We start from the raw sequence: 16,870 nt of genomic DNA, 5'->3' as shown, positions 1-16,870 counted from the left end.
CCCGGCCGGCGGCCGCGGGAGTTGGTGAAATGCGAAGGTTGCGGAACCGGTTCATCAGAAGCCCTCGCGTAGCCATCGTCCGACCTTTCCAAAATAACCGCCCGTCCCTGTCTTGACCTGCTGCCGCGTATGCCGCGGTTCGACATGCTCGTGATGAACATATTGCGGGTAGACGAGGAGCCCGGCCGGCACCGCGAACGCGGCGTTCTTCGCCTCGTTGGGCAGCCGGCCGAAACCGAGCGGACGTCCGACCCGCACGGGCCGGCCGAGAATCTGTGTGCCGAGTTCGACGAGGCCGGTCAGCTGCGAGGCGCCGCCGGAGAGCACGACGCGGCCGTTGGGCTCTGAGGCGAAGGGCGAATCCTTCAGCTTGTCCCGAACCATTTCGAAGACTTCCTCGGCACGGTGCTTGACGATGTTGGCGATGGTGGCGCGGGAGACGATCTGCGGCAGATCCTGCTCGTCACCGGCTGTCGGTACAGACATCAGCTCACGCGAGTCCGATCCGCCGGTGATGACGGTCCCATATAACGTCTTGATTCGCTCGGCATCGGCAATGGTCGCGGAGAGTCCGCGCGCGAGATCCATCGTGATGTGTTGCCCGCCGACCGCAAAGCCCGCCGCATGCACGAAGCGGCCGCCGGAATAGACCGCGATGGTGGTGGTGCCCGCGCCCATCTCGACGACGGCGGCGCCGAGGTCGGCTTCGTCGTCGGTCAGCACCGACAGGCCGGCCACATAGGGGCTCGCCGCCATGGCTTCGACATTGATGTGGCAACGCTCCACCGCCAGCATCAGGTTACGGGCAACGGTGGCCTCGCAGGTGACGACGTTCATGTCGACGCCGAACTGATGCGCGACCATGCCACGCGGATCGCGGATGCCCTTGACGCCGTCGAGCGTATAGCCGACCGGCAGCGCGTGCAGCACGGTGCGGCCCTCGCCGGTGGCGTGGCGCATGCCGGTCGAGGTGACGCGGCTGACATCGGCGGGCGTCACCGCGCCGCCGCGGATGTCGGCCGCAGCTTCGACCAGCTGGCCGGAGAGCCGGCCGCCGGAGACCGACAGCAGCACGGACTCGACCCGCACCTTGGCCATCTTCTCCGCCAGCCCGACGGCCTGGCGTACCGCCTGCTCGCATTCGGCAAGATCGATCACCGCGCCGGCCTTCATGCCGCGCGACTGGATCTGGCTGTAACCGATCAGCTCCACCGCGTGGGTACGGTCGCGCAGGGCTTCGCTCGGCGCCGACGGCCTCAGCCGCGCAATCATGCAGGCGATCTTGCTGGTGCCGATATCGAGGCAGGCGACGATGCCGCCGCGCTTGTGCGGCATCGGGCGCGTCTTCGGGGTCTGGGTGCGATCAAGACCGGTCATGCGGCGTCCCCGGCCTTCTTTTTCTTCTTGTCCTTGAACAGGTCCTCGCGCGCCTTGGCGGCGTCGTCGGACAGCTGCACCACCAGGCGATCGGGCAGGCGCATGTCGACGGCGACGATGTCTCGGGAGAACAGCTTGTCCTCCTTGTCGAGCCTGGACAGCGTCGCGAGGGCGTTGCCGACGTCCTGCTCGGGCAGACGGATGTCGAGGCCATCCTTGAGCCTCAGGTTCCAGCGCCGCTCGCCGACATAGATCGCGGCCTTGGTCACCGAATTGATCTGCGGATAGCGCGCCAGCAGCGCCAGGAAATCGCGCGCCTGGGTGTCGGCGCCCTTGCCGACCACGAGCGGCAGCGACAGGAACCGGCGCGAGACGTAAGGCTCGAGCACCGCGCCGTCATCGGCGATGACGGAGAGCCGGCCGGCCTCTTGCCACAGCGCGAACGCCTGGCGCTCGGTGATGTCGATCATGAGCCGGCCCGGATAGAGCTTCAGCACGGTCGCATCCGCGATCCAGGGATTGGCCTTGAGCTTGTCGCGCACGACGTCGGCGTCGAGGAACAGCAGCGAGGAGCGGCCGCTGACCCCGCCGACCGCGAGGATCTCGTCCTGGCTGAGCTGCTTGCGGCCGTTGATCACGACAGAGGTAATGCGGAAGCCCGCGGAATTGGCCAGCGCGTTGCGGGTGTCGCTGACTGCCGCGATGAAATCCTGGAGGTGGCCGCCCCTGACGATGCCGAAGCCGCAGCTTCCGACCAGCAGCAGAACGGTCATGGTGATCCCGATCCGGCGCGGCGCATAGCGCTCGACCAGCGCGACCACGCGCGGCGGCGGCTCGCGCTCGACGACGGGCTTGGCTTTGGTCTTGGACCTGATCTTGTTCTGGGCGGCAGCGCGCTTCTCGTCGCGCTTGTCCTGCACCCACTCGCGCAGAAGCATGACCGCTCCGATAGCGGCCGCCTTCAGGTCAGCTTGGGGCCTCAGCGATCTCAGAAACGACCGAGTGAGGCTTCCTGCACCATCCATTGCACGAGCTCGTCAACAGTTAGCCCGCGACATCGCGCGGGTCCTGGCGAACATGACGTCTCGGACTTGCCGGGCCGGGTGCTGGTCTTCAGAAGAAGAAAACCTCTCCCCTTCAAAGCGTTCGCTGGAGGTGACATCACCCGCAACAGCCCACGCGCCGGCAGCCAAAGCGTCATATGCGCCGCCAGCGTTAACCTTCGGACGTCCTGGTAAACAAAAGGTAAACTTCGTTAACGCGGGATGCGTTTTGCCCAGGCGTGTGAGGCATTTATGCCGCGATGTCCGGCATTTTACCGGTTTTGGCTTCCAAAATCGGCCATTTCGCCGGTTCGGCCGTTAACCAGTCCTAATTATTTTCTTACGCCCCGCCCGGCGAGCTCGACCAGGCCGCGCAGGAAGTCGACGAACGCGATGCCTTCGGCTTTCAGCGCCTTTGGGTAGAGCGAGGACTTGGTCAACCCGGGCAGCGTGTTGGTCTCGAGATAGATCAGGCCCCTGTCGGAGACGATGAAGTCCGAGCGGGAATAGCCGGTGCAGGACATCGCGCGATGCGCCAGCATCGCCTGCTCCTTCAGCGCAGCGGTGATCTCGGGCGAAAAACGCCCGGGGCAGATCTCCTGGGTCGACTTCAGGAGATATTTTGCGGCGTAGTCGAAATTGCCCTCGCCCGGAATGATTTCGATCGGCGGCAGCGAGATGATCGAGCCGTCGGGGCGCTCCAGCACGCCGCAGGTCGCCTCGACGCCTGCGATGTAGGGCTCGATCACATAGTCTTCGTGCTTCGCGGCATTGCGGACCGCGACGAGATCCTGCTTCGCATTGACGAAGATCAGGCCGTAGCTCGAGCCGTCGCGCGCGGGCTTGGCGATCAGCCGGCCGTATTCGGCGAAGGCCTCGTCGATGTTCTCAAGCGCAACGTTTTCCGGCGGCGTCACGCCGCCGAGCGCGGCAAAATGCTTGGCCGCGATCTTGTCGAAGGCGAGATGCGAGGAGGCCGAGCCCGAGCCGGTGAAGGGCACGCCGCGCGCCTCGCACATCACCTGCAATTCGCCGTTCTCCGCGCGCCCGCCATGCAGGCCGAGCACCAGCACGCGGCCTTCCGTCTTGGCCTGGTCGAGCGCCTGCCCCAGCGGAATGCCCGATGTGCCGGGCTTGAACTCGTCCTCGAATGGACGGGCGTGTTCGAGCAGTTGCTTCGACTGCACGACATGCACCTTGTCCTCGACGTCCCACCACCAGAGATCGGCCTCGGGCAGCGCCTGATGTAACGCCTGGGCTGAGGCGACCGAAACCAGACGCTCCCGGTTGGAGCCGCCGAAGAGGATGGTGATGCGCATGTTCTCTCGTCGCCTGTCCAGGTTAGCCGGGAATTCCAATCCGCTTGATTTCCCAATGTAGCCCAATTCCGGAGTTTGCCTTCACCCGTTCGCGCACGGTCTCGCCCAGCGTCTCGATGTCGTGCGCGGTGGCATCGCCCGTGTTGATCAGGAAATTGCAGTGCATCTCCGAGACCTGCGCGCCGCCGACGCGCAGGCCGCGGCAGCCGGCGGCGTCGACCAGCTCCCAGGCGGAATGGCCGGGCGGGTTCTTGAAGGTCGAGCCGCCGGTCTTTTCGCGGATCGGCTGCGCGGTCTCGCGGTGGTTCTGCACCTCCGCCATGCGCGCGCGGATCGCATCAGTATCCCTGATCTCGCCGCGAAAGCGCGCGGAGGTGAAGATGATGGAGGGGTCGACGCCGCTGTTGCGGTAGACGAACTTCATGTCGGCGTTCGAGAACACGTGCTTGCTGCCGTCCCTTGCAACGCCGGTCGCCTCGATCAACACGTCCTTGGTCTCGCCGCCATTGGCGCCCGCATTCATGCGCAACGCACCGCCGATGGTGCCGGGAATACCGAAATAGAATTCGAGCCCGCCGATATTGGCGGAGGCCGCCACTTCCGCCACGCGCTTGTCGAGCGCGGCAGTTCCAGCGGTGACGACATCGCCGCTCGCGCTCGCCTCGCCAAAGGCGCGCGGCGCCAGCCGAATCACCACGCCCGCAATGCCACCGTCGCGCACGATCAGGTTGGAGCCGACGCCGACGACATAGACGGGAATGTCGGACGCAAGATGCGCGAGGAAGTAAGCGAGATCGTCCTCATCCGCCGGCGTGAACAGCACCTGCGCGGGACCACCGACGCGAAACCAGGTGAGCTCGGCGAGCGACTGGTTGGCGAGCAGTCGTCCGCGAAGTTGCGGCATTGCGGCTTTGAGCTCGTGTGTGATGTCGGGAAAGCTCATTGGACGTACGGAAGGTTTGGAAACCAGACACCACGATGAAGCATCGTGCCCATGTTTGGAACAACATGGTCTTGATCAAGTTCATCAATGCTTCGCACGTCCGTCCAGCTCTCGATCATCGGCTCTTCTATCGGTCGTCCCTTCAGAACCTGCCTTGCTTCGGCTAGAAGATACATCGCATCTTGCCAATCCCGAGCGGTGATACCGAAGCCACCGGGAACATCTCTTAGCTGCAGCCAGAGTACTCTCATCCGAGCGCCTTCAACTGGTCCGGCAGCGCATACGCCCATTGCGTGATGTTGCCGGCACCAAGACACACGACGAGATCGCCCGACTTCGCCAGGCCCTTGACGATACCTGCAAGCTCCGGCGCTGCCGGCAGCGGGATCACCTCGCGGTGGCCATGGGCGCGCAGGCCGGCTACGAAATGATCGCGGTCGATGCCGTCGATCGGCGCCTCGCCGGCGGCATAGACATCGGCGACAACAACCGCATCCGCATCGTTGAAGCAGGTGCAGAATTCCTCGAAAAGCGATTGCAGGCGGGTGTAGCGATGCGGCTGCACCACGGCGACGATCTTGCCGTTGGTGGATTCCCGCGCCGCCTTCAGCACTGCCGCGATCTCGACGGGGTGATGACCGTAATCGTCGATCACCGTGACACCGTTCCACTCGCCGGTCTTGGTGAAGCGGCGCTTGACGCCGCCGAAGCCTGCGATCGCCTTGCGAATCGCCTCGTCCGACACGCCGAGTTCGCGCGCGACCGCAATCGCGGCCGTCGCGTTCGAGGCGTTGTGGCGTCCCGGCATCGGCAACATGAGATCGGCGATCTCGTGCACGGCGCCGGTCTTGCGATCACGAAACGCGACCTTGAACTTGGAGCCACCGCCCATCGGGGTGAGATCGACGAGCCGCACATCGGCCTGCGGATTCTCGCCATAGGTGATGATGCGGCGATCCTCGATCTTGCCGACGAGGCTCTGCACGACGGGATGGTCGATGCACATCACCGCGAAGCCGTAGAACGGCAGGTTCTCGACGAAATGCCGGAACGCGTCCTGCACCGCCTCGAAGGTCTTGAAGTGATCGAGATGCTCAGGGTCGACATTGGTGACGATCGCGACATCGGTCGGCAGCTTCAGGAACGTGCCATCGCTCTCGTCCGCTTCGACCACCATCCAGTCGCCGGCACCGAGGCGCGCATTCGAGCCATAGGCATTGATGATGCCGCCATTGATCACGGTGGGATCGAGGCCGCCGGCATCGAGCAGCGTTGAGACCATCGTGGTCGTGGTGGTCTTGCCATGGGTGCCGGCGATGGCGACGCAGCTCTTCAGCCGCATCAGCTCGGCCAGCATCTCGGCGCGGCGCACCACGGGAATGCGGCGTTCGCGCGCCGCCATCAGTTCCGGATTGTCGCGCTTGATCGCGGTGGAGACGACGACGACCGCAGCGCCGTCGACATTCTCGGCCTTGTGGCCGACCGAGACCTTTGCACCTGCCTTGCGCAGACGGTCGAGATTGTAATTGTCGGAGGCGTCCGAGCCCTGCACGACATAGCCGAGATTGACCAGCACCTCGGCGATGCCGCTCATGCCGATCCCGCCGATCCCGACGAAGTGGATGGGTCCGATCTCGCGCGGCAGTCTCATGCTCTGTTCCCTGACCTTGCCGCCGGAAAGGCGGCATCTGGCGAAGGTCACGGCCAAATCAGCCGCGCCGTTGTTACTGGATGCCCCGCTTTGGAAGGCCAAGACAAGGGCTTTTTCGCGTCAGATTCCCGCGACTTTGACCACCAGATCGGCCAACCGTTCGGCCGCATCGAGCCGCCCCGCCCCCTTCGCGGCTGCGGCCATGGAGGCAAGACGCGCGGGCTCGGCGGCGAAGGCGGAGATCTCGGCGGCGAGCCGGTCGGAGGTGAACTCGGTCTGCGGGATACGGATCGCGCCGTCGACCTTGGCCAGCACGCCGGCATTGGCGAACTGGTCCTGGTCGATCGAGCCGGGCAGCGGCACCAGGATCGAGGGCCGTCCGATCGCGGCGAGTTCGGCGACCGTGCCGGCGCCGGAGCGCGACACCACCAGATGGTTGGAGGCGAGCCGCGCCGGCAGATCGGTGAAGAACGGCGCGAGCCCGGCATTGATCTTGAGCTTGTCGTAGACCGCGCGCACGCGCGCCATGTCCTCGTCGCGCACCTGCTGGGTGAGGACGAGCCGGCTCCACAGCGCAGGCTCAAGGCGCTCGATCGCACCCGGGACGATGTCGGCCATGATGCGCGCGCCCTGGCTGCCGCCGACGACGAGCAGGCGCAGCGGTCCGTTCGCTTCAGGCGCGACATAGGGCACGGCGGCTGCGGCGAGGATCGCCGGACGCATCGGCGTGCCCACGGTTGTGGTCTTGCCTGCCAGCGCCGGATCGCGGTCGAGCACGCCGGGCAAGGACGTCGCGATGGCGCGGACGCGGCTCGACAGGAACCGGTTGGCGCGGCCGAGCACCGCATTGGCGTCGTGGATGATGCTAGGCACGCCCGCAAATTTCGCGGCGACCAGCGGCGGCAGCGTCGGATAGCCGCCGAAGCCGACGACGGCGACGGGCTTCAATCGCCTGATCAGGCCGTAGGCGGACAGCGTGCCTGCGGCGAGCGTGAGGCCGGCATAGGCGAGCTGCAATGGATTGCGGCCACGCGCGGTCTCGCTCGAGACGACGTCGATCATGTCCTTGCTGAACAGCCCGCTATAGCGCAGGGCCCGCTCGTCTGTGACGAGGCGGACGCGAAAGCCGCGCCGGATCAGCTCGACACCGAGCGCCTCGGCCGGAAACAAATGGCCGCCAGTGCCGCCCGCGGCGAGAAGAATCAGGGGGGAAGTGTCCATGGTAGCGGTATTTACAGGGAAAAAGCGCCTATTGCGAGCCGTGCTCGTGCCCCGGGCGCAGCGCAGCGCGCCGCACTTCGCGGCGTGGTGCGCTGCTGAACCGGGGCCCATGGGTGCGGCATTCTGGGTCCCGGCTCTGCGCTCCGCTTCGCTACGCTTGTCCGGGACACGAGAGGGTCACGCGTAACTGCGCATCGCCTCGGCGTGGCCGCTCGCCTCAACTTCAGTCCGCGGGCGCAGCCGCGTCAGCGCCAGCATCATGCCGACACCATAGGCCAGCGACACGATCGAGGAGCCACCATAGGAGATGAAGGGCAGCGTCATGCCCTTGGCGGGGATGAGCTGGAGGTTGACCGACATGTTGATCGCGGCCTGCACGCCGAACAGGATCGCAAGGCCGGACGCCGCAAAGCGCGAGAACATGTCCTCATTGGCGTAGGCGCGCGACAGCGTGCGGATCACGACGAAAGCGAACAGCGCCAGCATCGCGAGGCACAGGATGATGCCGAATTCCTCGGCGGCAACCGCGAACACGAAGTCGGTATGACTGTCCGGCAGGCTGCGCTTGGCGATGCCCTCGCCCGGCCCGAGCCCGAACCATCCGCCGTTGTAGAAAGCTTCCATGGCGGTATCGACCTGGAAGGTGTCGCCGGAAGCCGGATTCATGAAACGCTTGATGCGGCCGGCGACGTGCGGGACGAACAGATAAGCGCTGAACAGACCGGCAGCGGCGGCGCCCGCCAGGCCGAACACCCAGATCATGCGCATGCCCGCGATGAAGAACAGCGAGCCCCACACCATCAGGATCAGCATGGTCTGACCGAAATCGGGCTCCATCACCAGCAGCGAGACCAGCATCAAGAGCAGCACCAGCGCCATCGAGGTCGCCGGCATCTCCGGCCGCCTGGTCGATTCCGCGAACAGCCAGGCGGCGATGACGACGAACGACGGCTTTGCAACTTCGGAGGCCTGGATGTTGACGCCGAGCAGCGTGATCCAGCGCCGCGATCCCTTCACTTCGGGGCCGATCGCGAGCGTCAGCACGATCAGGATGATGCTGGCCGCGAAGATGATCAGGGCCGAGCGGCGGATCGCGCGCGGCGTCAGGAAGGACACCCCGAGCAGCACCAGGCAGGACGGCGCCAGGAACATCACGTGCCGGCTGAAGAAGTGGAACGGATCGAGCCCGATGCGGGTCGCGACCGGCGGGCTCGCCGCCAGCGACAGGATCACGCCGGTGAGCATCAGCGCCAGGATGGCGCCCATCAGCGGCTTGTCGACGGTCCACCACCACTCGGAAAAGGGGGTGCGTTCTTCACGGGAGAGCATGGGCGGCCGCTTTCGGACAGAGGTCGGTCCATTGGTCGCCGAGGTTGGTTACCGGGGGGTTAAGGAAACGCGGATGTTTGGAGATAGGAGCGAGCGCCGACCTCACATGCTCGTCATGCCCCGGCTTGACCGGGGCATCCAGTACGCCGTGGCCTCCCGGCTCAAGCACCGCCTCTGGGATACTGGGTCGCCCGGTCAAGCCGGGCGACGACAGCGGAGCAAGGAGTAGCCGCGCCCTACACCACCGGCTTCACACCCGGCAGCGCCTGTACCAGCTCGCGGAACTTGGTGCCGCGGATCTCGAAATTGCGGTACTGGTCGAAGGACGCGCAGGCGGGTGACAGCAGCACCACTGCATCCGCGAGGCCCGAGGCTTCGGCATCGCGCGCGGCGTGCTCGACGGCGATGTCCAGCGTCTGGCTGATCTCGTGCGCCACCTGCGTGCCCAGCGTTCCCGAAAACTCCTGCGCGGCCTCGCCGATCAGATAGGCCTTGCGGATGCGTGGGAAGAAGCCGGTCAGGCCAGTGATGCCACCCGCCTTGGGCTTGCCGCCGGCGATCCAGAAGATTTCCGAAAAGGACGACAGCGCATGCGCCGTGGCATCCGCATTGGTGCCCTTGGAGTCGTTGACGAACAGCACGTTGCCGCGGCGGCCGACCTGCTCCATGCGATGCGCGAGGCCGGGAAAGCTGCGCAGGCCGTTCTGCAGCACATCGAGGCTGATGCCCATCGCGAGCGCGGCGGCGGCGGCGCAGGCCGCGTTCTGCGCGTTGTGCTGGCCGCGCAGCGAGCCGATGCCGCCGAGCTTTGCGACCTCGCTCCGCGCGCCGCCCGCGGTGCGCACGATGGTGCCGTGCTCGACATGGATGCCGGAGGCCAGCGGGTTCTTGACGGAGATCCGCACCACGTTCTTGCCGGCACGGTCGAGCCGGTCGGCGATGTCGCGGCAGAAGCCATCGTCGACGCCGACGATCGAGGTGCCACCCGCCTGCACGCCGGCGACGAGACGCTCCTTCACCGCAGCGTAATGCGCGAGGGTGCCGTGACGGTCGATGTGGTCCTCGCTGACATTGAGCAGGATGCCGACGGAGGGATCGAGCGAGGGCGTGAGGTCGATCTGGTAGGACGACATCTCGATGACATGGACGCGGCCCGTGCGCGGCGGCTCCAGCGACAGGATCGCGGTGCCGATATTGCCGCCCATCTGGGTGTCGTAGCCGGCGACCTTTGTGAGATGCGCAATCAGCGCCGTCGTGGTCGACTTGCCGTTGGTGCCGGTGATCGCGACGAATGGCGCGTTCGGCGCGTGCCGCCGCCGCTCGCGGCAGAACAGCTCGATATCGCCGATCACCTCGCAGCCGGCCTCGCGCGCCTTCAGCACGCTCCAGTGCGGCACCGGATGCGTCAGCGGCACGCCGGGCGCGAGCACGAGGGCTGCGAAATTCGCCCAGGAGACGTTGCGCAAATCGGCGGTGACGAAACCCGCTTGCGCGGCCTTGGCGACGTTCTCGGCACTGTCGTCGGCGGCAATCACCTCAGCGCCGCCCGCTTTCAACGCGTGACAGGACGCAAGCCCCGAGCCGCCGAGGCCGAACACCGCGACCGTCTTGCCGGCGAAGGATGTGACCGGGATCATCGATCGATCACCGCAGCTTCAGCGTCGACAAGCCGGCGAGCGCCAGCATCACCGAGATGATCCAGAACCGGATCACGATCTGCGGTTCGGTCCAGCCGAGCTGCTCGAAATGGTGATGGATCGGCGCCATCCGGAAGATGCGTTTGCCGGTGAGCTTGAACGACACCACCTGCACGATGACGGAAACCGCTTCCAGCACGAACAGGCCGCCGATCACCGCGAGCACGATCTCGTGCTTCACCGCGACCGCGATTGCGCCGAGCATGCCGCCGAGCGCGAGCGAGCCGGTGTCGCCCATGAAGATCGAGGCCGGCGGCGCGTTGAACCAGAGGAACCCGAGACCGGCGCCCAGCAGCGCGCCGCAGAGCACCGCGAGTTCGCCGGTTCCCGCGACATATTTGATCTGGAGATAGTCGGCGAACACCGCGTTGCCGGCGAGATAGGCGATCATCGCAAAGCTCGCGGTCGCGATCATCACGGGAACGATGGCAAGACCGTCGAGACCGTCGGTGAGGTTCACCGCGTTGCCGGCGCCGACGATGACGAAGGCGCCGAACACGACGAAGAACCAGCCGAAATGCAGCACGGTGTCCTTGAGGAAGGGAATCGTCAGCGCGGTCGACGCGGGATCGCGGTTCAACCGCACCAGCGCATAGCAGGCGACCAGCGCGATGGCTGCCTCGATCAGCAGGCGCAGCTTGCTGCCGAAGCCCGTCGTGGTCTGCTTGGTCACCTTGAGGTAATCGTCATAGAAACCGACGAAGCCGAAGCCGAGCGTCACCGCCAGCACGATCCAGACATAGGGGTTGAGCGGATTGGCCCACAGCACGGTGCCGACCGTGAGGCCGGACAGGATCATCAGCCCGCCCATGGTGGGCGTGCCTTTCTTGGCGAGATGCGATTGCGGGCCGTCGGTCCGGATCGGCTGGCCCTTGCCCTGACGGATGCGCAGATGGTCGATGATCCAGGGCCCGAACAGGAACACGAACAGCGCGCCGGTGACGACGGCGCCGCCGGTGCGGAAGGTGATGTAGCGGAAGACGTTCAGGAAGGTGCGAACGGCACCGAAGCCGGGAAATGTGTTGGAGAGCTCGATCAGCCAGTAAAACATTCAGACGGTCCTATGGCGCCTTTGCACGCGGCCTTGGTGTTGGCCTTGACTTGCCTCACGCGCATTCGCGGGTCTTCTTCATGGGTCGGGCGACCTCTGGGAAAACGGACGGCTTCGCGCCGCAAAGGGTGGGATTCGGGAACAGCGCCTTCCAAGCAGTTTACGCCTTTGCCTGCAAGGCGGCCACTAGGCCCGGCACAAACTTGTTGACCCAGAACATCTTCTTGCTGCCCTTGACAACCACGACATCGCCTGCCCTCAGCAGATTTGCGACCTCGCCCGGCTTCAGCGTGACGGGGTCGTCGTGCCAGCCCAGGCCCTTGCCCGCCGGCAACACCTCGTAGAGATGGCGCATCAAGGGACCTACGCAGTAAACGCCGTCGATGCCGTCGAGATGCTTGGCGAGGGCCGTATGGTAGCTTGGTGCGTCATCGCCCAGTTCCAGCATGTCGCCGAGCACCGCAATGCGACGGCCGCCGGTCACGTTGCGCGCCTGGAGGCTTTGCAGTGCAGCAGCCACGCTGGCCGGATTGCCGTTGAAACTGTCGTCGATCACGGTGACGCCGCCAATCGCCTGCTCGACGCCGCGGCCGGTCATGATGCCGACCCGGTCGAGCTTGATCGCGAGCGTCGCCGCATCGAGGTTCGCGGCGCGGATCGAAGCGAGCGCCGCAAGCGCATTCTGCACGCGGTGCGGTGCGCCCGGCGTCAGGCTGAAGGCGATCTCCTTCTTGCCGAGCGCGGCCACGACCTGCCAGCTCTCGCCATGCGGCGCGTGCGCGACCTCGTGCACCTCGGTTTTCTCGCCGAACCGTACGACCTTGCCCTTCCAGTCCGGCGCCTTGATCCCGGCAGGCAGCACCAGCACGCCATCCTCGGGCAGGCCGAGCGCGATCGACACCTTCTCGCGCCTGATGGCTTCGAGCGAGCCGAGCTTTTCCAGATGCACCGGCTGAACGTTGACGACGAGCGCGACGGTCGGCCGCGTCAGCTCGCTGAGCCGCGCGATCTCGCCGGTCTGGTTCATGCCCATCTCGACGACCCAGAGGCTGGCGTCAGGCCTCGCATTGCACAGCGTCAGCGGCACGCCCCAGAAATTGTTGAAGCTCGATGGGCTGGCATAGGCGCCGGGGTAGGCTGCAAGGAATTCCTTGGTGCTGGTCTTGCCCGCGCTGCCGGTGAGTCCGATCACCGGTCCGTTGAAACGGGCGCGTGCGGCGCGTGCGAGGCCCCAGAGACCATCGATCAGCGTGTCCTTGACGACGATCTGGGGAATGCGGATGCCGGCGATCTCATGCGGCACGATCATCGCGACCGCGCCCGATGCTTCCGCCTTGTCGGCGAACTCCCAGCCGTCGCGCGCGCTGGCGAAGGCCGAGATAAAGCCGCCGCTCGGCGTACCGCTGAGCGCGACGAACAGGCAGCCCGGCTTCACCAGGCGGCTGTCCTGGGTGACGAAGTCGATCGGCGTGTCCGGAAATGATCCCGCAGCGCCCAGCGCACGCGCCACTTCGGCAACCGTCCATATTGGCGCGCTCATGCATCCCTCGACGCTAATGCGGCGGCGACCGCCTCGTGATCACTGAAGGGCAGCACCTCGCCGCCGACGATCTGTCCGGTCTCGTGGCCCTTGCCGGCGACGAGCAGCGCATCGCCGTCTTCCAACTCCTCGATCGCGGTGCGGATCGCCGCGGCACGGTCGCCGATTTCGCGGGCACCTTTTGCAGTCGCGAGGATTTCGGCGCGAATGGCTTCCGGCTTCTCGCTGCGCGGATTGTCGTCGGTGATGATGACGCGGTCGGCGTTCTCGGCCGCGATCTCGCCCATGATCGGGCGCTTGCCGGCATCGCGATCGCCGCCCGCGCCGAACACGACGACCAGCCGGCGTTTTGCGTAAGGCCGCAAAGCCTGCAACGCCTTCTCCAACGCGTCGGGCTTGTGGGCGTAGTCGACGAAGATCGGCGCACCGTTGCGCTCGCCGACGCGCTCGAGCCGACCCTTGGCGCCTTCGAGATGTTCGAGGCTCGCAAACACGTTGGCCGGATCGCTGCCGGTGCCGATCGCCAGACCGGCCGACACCAGTGCGTTCTCGATCTGGAATTCGCCGGCCAGCGGCAGCCGGACCGCATAACGCTTGCCGCGATGTTCGACGGCAAGGACTTGCGAAAAACCTTCGACCTCGGCCGCGGCGAGACGAATGCCCGCGCCTGCCCCGTCGCCGTTGCGGCCGACCGCCATCACGCGCAGGCCGTGCGACCTGGCAGCATTGATTGCTTCCGCCGAGCAATCATGGTCGGCGGAGATCACCGCCGCGCCATCCGCCGGGACCAGTTCGCGGAACAGGCGGAGTTTTGCTGCGAGATAATGCGCGACGGTTGGATGGTAATCCATGTGGTCGCGCGAGAGATTGGTGAAGCCGCCGGCGGAGACACGCACGCCGTCGAGGCGGTACTGGTCGAGCCCGTGCGAGGACGCCTCGAAGGCGAGATGCGTCACGCCTTCGCGCGCGATCTCATCGAGCTGCCGGTGCAGCGCGATCGGATCCGGCGTCGTCAGCGAACCGTAGACGGTGCGCCTGGGCGAGACGAGACCGATGGTGCCGATGCTGGCGGAGGCATGCCCCAGCCGTTCCCAGATCTGGCGCGTGAACGCGGCGACCGAGGTCTTGCCGCTGGTGCCGGTCACCGCCGCGATGGTCGCCGGCTGTGCGGGGAAGAATTTGGCCGCGGCCAGCGCCAGCGCGCGGCGCGGATTGGCCACCGTGACGAACGGCACCTTGCTGCCATCAGGTGCATGGTCGCCGACGATCGCCACCGCGCCTGCTGCAATCGCGGCATCGACGAAGCGCGCGCCGTCGGTCTTGCTGCCCGCGAGCGCGAAGAAGAGATCACCTGACTTGACCATACGGCTGTCGAGCGCAACGCCGGTCACATCGAGCGCCGCGACAGCGGGCTCGATTGCGGCATCATTGCCTGGAACGTCCTGACCTAGGAGGTCGCGCAGCTTCATGGTCTTCCAGTCGACATGCCGTCCGGAAAGCCGGATCTTCGGAAAAGCCCCGACTCAGCAGCGGCGACGGCCCACCCCCGTTGATTACTGGGTTGTCCTGGATGCTGCAAGAATAAGGCGGTCGGACGGCGGTAGGTCAAACCGTGGCTCGATGCCCAGAAGCGGCGCGATCCGCTCGATCACCTTGCCGCCGGTCGGCACCGCGTTCCAGCCCGAGGTGATGAAACCATGCGTTTCGGGCAGCGCCTGCGGCTCGTCCAGCATGATCAGGATCTGATACTTTGGATTGTCGGAGGGCATGATCGCCGTGAAGGAGTTGAGCACCCGCTTCTTGGCGTAGCGGCCATTGATGACTTTCTCGGACGTACCGGTCTTGCCGCCGACATAATAGCCCTTGACGTCTGCCTGTCTCGCCGACCCGACCTCCGCATTGAGCCGCATCAGATACCGCATCTTGTCGCTGGTCTCTTGCTTGATCACGCGCTTGGCCATCGCCGCCGCTTCAGCTTCGCTTCGCTTCATGAAGGTCGGCGGAATCAAATAGCCACCGTTCATCAGCGCGTTGATGCCCATCACCGCCTGGAGCGGCGCCACCGACAGACCCTGGCCGAACGCGATGGTGACCGTGTTCAGCTCACTCCAGCGGCGCGGCACCAGCGGAGCCGCGCTCTCGGGCAGCTCGGTGCGCAGCCGCGTCAACTGGCCCATCTTGGCAAGGAACGCCTTGTGCGCCTCGACGCCCTGGCCGAGCGCGATCCGCGCAGCGCCGATGTTGGAGGAGTAATAGAACACTTCCTTGGTGTTGATGAAACGTCCGAGCGAATGACTGTCGTGGATGGTGAACTTGCCGTAGTGCAGGTTTCCGCGTGCATCCCACGACGAGTTCAAATTGATCTTTCCGGAATCGAGCGCCATTGCCAGCGTGAACGCCTTGAAGGTCGAGCCCATCTCGTAGACGCCCGTGGTCAGGCGGTTGATGCGGTCGGGGTCGTGCGCTTCCTTCGGATTGTTGGGATCGAAATCCGGAAGCGAGACCATCGCCACGATCTCGCCAGTCTTGACATTCGAGACGATGCCGGAGGCGGCCTTGGTGTGGTACTTCTCCTTGGCCTTCAAGAGCTCGTCGCGCAGCGCGTGCTCGACGCGCAGATCGACCGACAGCTCGATCGGCTTTTGCAGCCGGTCGGTAGCAAAGCCTGCGCGGTGGAGATCGGCGAGCCCTTGATTGTCGAGCCACTTCTCCATGCCGGCGATGCCCTGGTTGTCGATGTTGACGAGACCGATGAGGTGGGCGACCTCGTTGCCGGTCGGATAGACGCGCTTGTTCTCGCGCAGGAAGCCGATGCCGGGAATGCCGAGCTTGTGGATGTCCTGCTGCTGCTTCGGCGTGATCTCGCGCTTGAGCCAGACAAAACCCTTTCGCGCCGACAAGCGCTCGCGCACCTCGGCCTCGTCGAGGTCGGGCACGGTGGCGGTGAGAAGCTCGATCGCCTCGTCCTTGTCGATGATGCGGCGCGGCTCGCCGAACAGGCTCGCGGCCTTGACGTCGGTCGCGAGGATCGCGCCGTTGCGGTCGACGATGTCGGGCCGCGCGGTCGCGACCACCTCTTGCGCGGCAGCACGGCGCGCGCTGTGGGCGTCGGCACCGATCGCGAACATCACGAGCCGGCCGCCGATCAGGACGTAGACCGAGGTAAAGGCGATCATCGCGAGGCCAACGCGCGCGCGCGCCTTCGCGGCGCGGTCAACGTTGCGCCCGTAGAGCAGGCTGCGGATCAGCCGCTGCCGCCAGGGCTCGGGCGGCTTTTGAGTTGGCTTGGCCGGGGTCACAGCGCTCATTGCTTGTCCTCGGGTTGAGGCACGGAGCCCGTCACCGTATCCGGATCGCTCGCGGCTTCGATGGTGTTGAGCATGGCCCCGATCGGATCCGGCTCGCCCGGCCTGAACATCCGCGGCGGACGCTCCGGCAGGTTCTTCAGCGAGTCATATTGCGTACCGTTGACCGGCTTGAGCGGCAGATGCCGGTCGGACAGGCCCTGCAGGCGCAAGGGCGCATCGAGCTTGGCCCATTCGGAGCGCAGCGCCGCGATCGCATCGCGCTGCTCGCGGATCTCCGCATGCAGCCGCAGCACCTTTTCGGTGCGCGCCGTGGAGTCCATCTTGATCCGGTAGACGTAGGCCGCCGCGAAGATCAGCGCGCCGATGACGAGGAGGTGGATGAAGCGCATGC

The 16,870-nt window shown here is 65.8% G+C and carries 14 protein-coding genes; all 14 read right to left on the bottom strand.

Annotation, left to right across the window (positions count from 1 at the left end; translation table 11 throughout):
• Nucleotides 1–54 precede the first annotated feature (54 nt).
• The 14 genes from ftsA to CT676_RS05935 all read right to left on the bottom strand — a co-directional run bounded on the left by ftsA (nt 55) and on the right by CT676_RS05935 (nt 16,868).
• A complete protein-coding gene (ftsA, locus tag CT676_RS06000) occupies nt 55–1,377 on the bottom strand; it encodes a cell division protein FtsA (protein WP_071910400.1) in 1,323 nt (440 codons plus the stop codon).
• Nucleotides 1,374–2,402 (bottom strand): cell division protein FtsQ/DivIB, encoded by a 1,029-nt coding sequence (locus CT676_RS05995; RefSeq protein ID WP_085399280.1) that lies wholly within the window; start codon nt 2,400–2,402, stop codon nt 1,374–1,376. The genes ftsA and CT676_RS05995 overlap by 4 nt, the downstream gene beginning before the upstream one ends.
• A 350-nt stretch (nt 2,403–2,752) precedes the next feature.
• On the bottom strand, nt 2,753–3,739 hold the full coding sequence (locus CT676_RS05990) for a D-alanine--D-alanine ligase (RefSeq protein WP_085399279.1): 987 nt from the start codon (nt 3,737–3,739) through the stop codon (nt 2,753–2,755).
• A 22-nt stretch (nt 3,740–3,761) separates the two neighbouring features.
• Nucleotides 3,762–4,682, bottom strand: a complete 921-nt coding sequence (gene murB, locus CT676_RS05985; RefSeq protein WP_135214114.1) for a UDP-N-acetylmuramate dehydrogenase — start codon at nt 4,680–4,682, stop codon at nt 3,762–3,764.
• Nucleotides 4,679–4,933 carry a hypothetical protein gene (locus CT676_RS05980; RefSeq protein ID WP_135214113.1) on the bottom strand — a complete coding sequence of 85 codons (255 nt, stop codon included), beginning with the start codon at nt 4,931–4,933 and terminating at the stop codon, nt 4,679–4,681. The genes murB and CT676_RS05980 overlap by 4 nt, the downstream gene beginning before the upstream one ends.
• Nucleotides 4,930–6,333, bottom strand: a complete 1,404-nt coding sequence (gene murC / locus CT676_RS05975; RefSeq protein ID WP_135214112.1) for a UDP-N-acetylmuramate--L-alanine ligase — start codon at nt 6,331–6,333, stop codon at nt 4,930–4,932. The genes CT676_RS05980 and murC overlap by 4 nt, the downstream gene beginning before the upstream one ends.
• A 120-nt stretch (nt 6,334–6,453) precedes the next feature.
• Nucleotides 6,454–7,554 (bottom strand): undecaprenyldiphospho-muramoylpentapeptide beta-N-acetylglucosaminyltransferase, encoded by a 1,101-nt coding sequence (murG, locus tag CT676_RS05970; RefSeq protein WP_085399277.1) that lies wholly within the window; start codon nt 7,552–7,554, stop codon nt 6,454–6,456.
• Between the two features lie 177 nt (nt 7,555–7,731).
• Nucleotides 7,732–8,883, bottom strand: coding sequence for a putative lipid II flippase FtsW (gene ftsW, locus CT676_RS05965; protein ID WP_063981538.1), 1,152 nt, complete (start codon nt 8,881–8,883; stop codon nt 7,732–7,734).
• 236 nt (nt 8,884–9,119) lie between these two features.
• On the bottom strand, nt 9,120–10,520 hold the full coding sequence (gene murD / locus CT676_RS05960) for a UDP-N-acetylmuramoyl-L-alanine--D-glutamate ligase (protein ID WP_085399275.1): 1,401 nt from the start codon (nt 10,518–10,520) through the stop codon (nt 9,120–9,122).
• Nucleotides 10,521–10,527: 7 nt separating this feature from the next.
• Complete coding sequence (gene mraY / locus CT676_RS05955; RefSeq protein ID WP_014492955.1) at nt 10,528–11,631, bottom strand: phospho-N-acetylmuramoyl-pentapeptide-transferase; 1,104 nt, start codon at nt 11,629–11,631, stop codon at nt 10,528–10,530.
• 160 nt (nt 11,632–11,791) lie between these two features.
• Nucleotides 11,792–13,171 carry a UDP-N-acetylmuramoyl-tripeptide--D-alanyl-D-alanine ligase gene (gene murF / locus CT676_RS05950; protein WP_085399274.1) on the bottom strand — a complete coding sequence of 460 codons (1,380 nt, stop codon included), beginning with the start codon at nt 13,169–13,171 and terminating at the stop codon, nt 11,792–11,794.
• Nucleotides 13,168–14,640 (bottom strand): UDP-N-acetylmuramoyl-L-alanyl-D-glutamate--2,6-diaminopimelate ligase, encoded by a 1,473-nt coding sequence (locus tag CT676_RS05945; RefSeq protein WP_085399273.1) that lies wholly within the window; start codon nt 14,638–14,640, stop codon nt 13,168–13,170. Before CT676_RS05945 ends, murF begins: the two co-directional genes overlap by 4 nt.
• An 84-nt stretch (nt 14,641–14,724) precedes the next feature.
• Nucleotides 14,725–16,479 carry a penicillin-binding protein 2 gene (locus CT676_RS05940; RefSeq protein WP_071910386.1) on the bottom strand — a complete coding sequence of 585 codons (1,755 nt, stop codon included), beginning with the start codon at nt 16,477–16,479 and terminating at the stop codon, nt 14,725–14,727.
• The gene (locus CT676_RS05935; protein ID WP_014492951.1) at nt 16,476–16,868 is read right to left on the bottom strand and encodes a hypothetical protein; all 393 of its coding nucleotides are present in this window, start codon (nt 16,866–16,868) and stop codon (nt 16,476–16,478) included. The genes CT676_RS05940 and CT676_RS05935 overlap by 4 nt, the downstream gene beginning before the upstream one ends.
• Between the last annotated feature and the right edge of the window lie 2 nt (nt 16,869–16,870).

It is taken from the genome of Bradyrhizobium sp. MOS001 (assembly GCF_004634465.1).
Taxonomy (GTDB): domain Bacteria; phylum Pseudomonadota; class Alphaproteobacteria; order Rhizobiales; family Xanthobacteraceae; genus Bradyrhizobium; species Bradyrhizobium barranii.
The sequence above is the reverse complement of the archived record's forward strand: the minus strand, read 5'-3'. Positions and strand labels throughout refer to the sequence as shown.

Excerpts from the sequence above, each read along its gene's own strand:
- ftsA (WP_071910400.1), bottom strand. The coding sequence starts at position 1,377 with ATGACCGGTCTTGATCGCACCCAGACCCCGAAGACGCGCCCGATGCCG.
- CT676_RS05995 (WP_085399280.1), bottom strand. The coding sequence starts at position 2,402 with ATGGATGGTGCAGGAAGCCTCACTCGGTCGTTTCTGAGATCGCTGAGG.
- CT676_RS05990 (WP_085399279.1), bottom strand. The coding sequence starts at position 3,739 with ATGCGCATCACCATCCTCTTCGGCGGCTCCAACCGGGAGCGTCTGGTT.
- murB (WP_135214114.1), bottom strand. The coding sequence starts at position 4,682 with ATGAGCTTTCCCGACATCACACACGAGCTCAAAGCCGCAATGCCGCAA.
- CT676_RS05980 (WP_135214113.1), bottom strand. The coding sequence starts at position 4,933 with ATGAGAGTACTCTGGCTGCAGCTAAGAGATGTTCCCGGTGGCTTCGGT.
- murC (WP_135214112.1), bottom strand. The coding sequence starts at position 6,333 with ATGAGACTGCCGCGCGAGATCGGACCCATCCACTTCGTCGGGATCGGC.
- murG (WP_085399277.1), bottom strand. The coding sequence starts at position 7,554 with ATGGACACTTCCCCCCTGATTCTTCTCGCCGCGGGCGGCACTGGCGGC.
- ftsW (WP_063981538.1), bottom strand. The coding sequence starts at position 8,883 with ATGCTCTCCCGTGAAGAACGCACCCCCTTTTCCGAGTGGTGGTGGACC.
- murD (WP_085399275.1), bottom strand. The coding sequence starts at position 10,520 with ATGATCCCGGTCACATCCTTCGCCGGCAAGACGGTCGCGGTGTTCGGC.
- mraY (WP_014492955.1), bottom strand. The coding sequence starts at position 11,631 with ATGTTTTACTGGCTGATCGAGCTCTCCAACACATTTCCCGGCTTCGGT.
- murF (WP_085399274.1), bottom strand. The coding sequence starts at position 13,171 with ATGAGCGCGCCAATATGGACGGTTGCCGAAGTGGCGCGTGCGCTGGGC.
- CT676_RS05945 (WP_085399273.1), bottom strand. The coding sequence starts at position 14,640 with ATGAAGCTGCGCGACCTCCTAGGTCAGGACGTTCCAGGCAATGATGCC.
- CT676_RS05940 (WP_071910386.1), bottom strand. The coding sequence starts at position 16,479 with ATGAGCGCTGTGACCCCGGCCAAGCCAACTCAAAAGCCGCCCGAGCCC.
- CT676_RS05935 (WP_014492951.1), bottom strand. The coding sequence starts at position 16,868 with ATGCGCTTCATCCACCTCCTCGTCATCGGCGCGCTGATCTTCGCGGCG.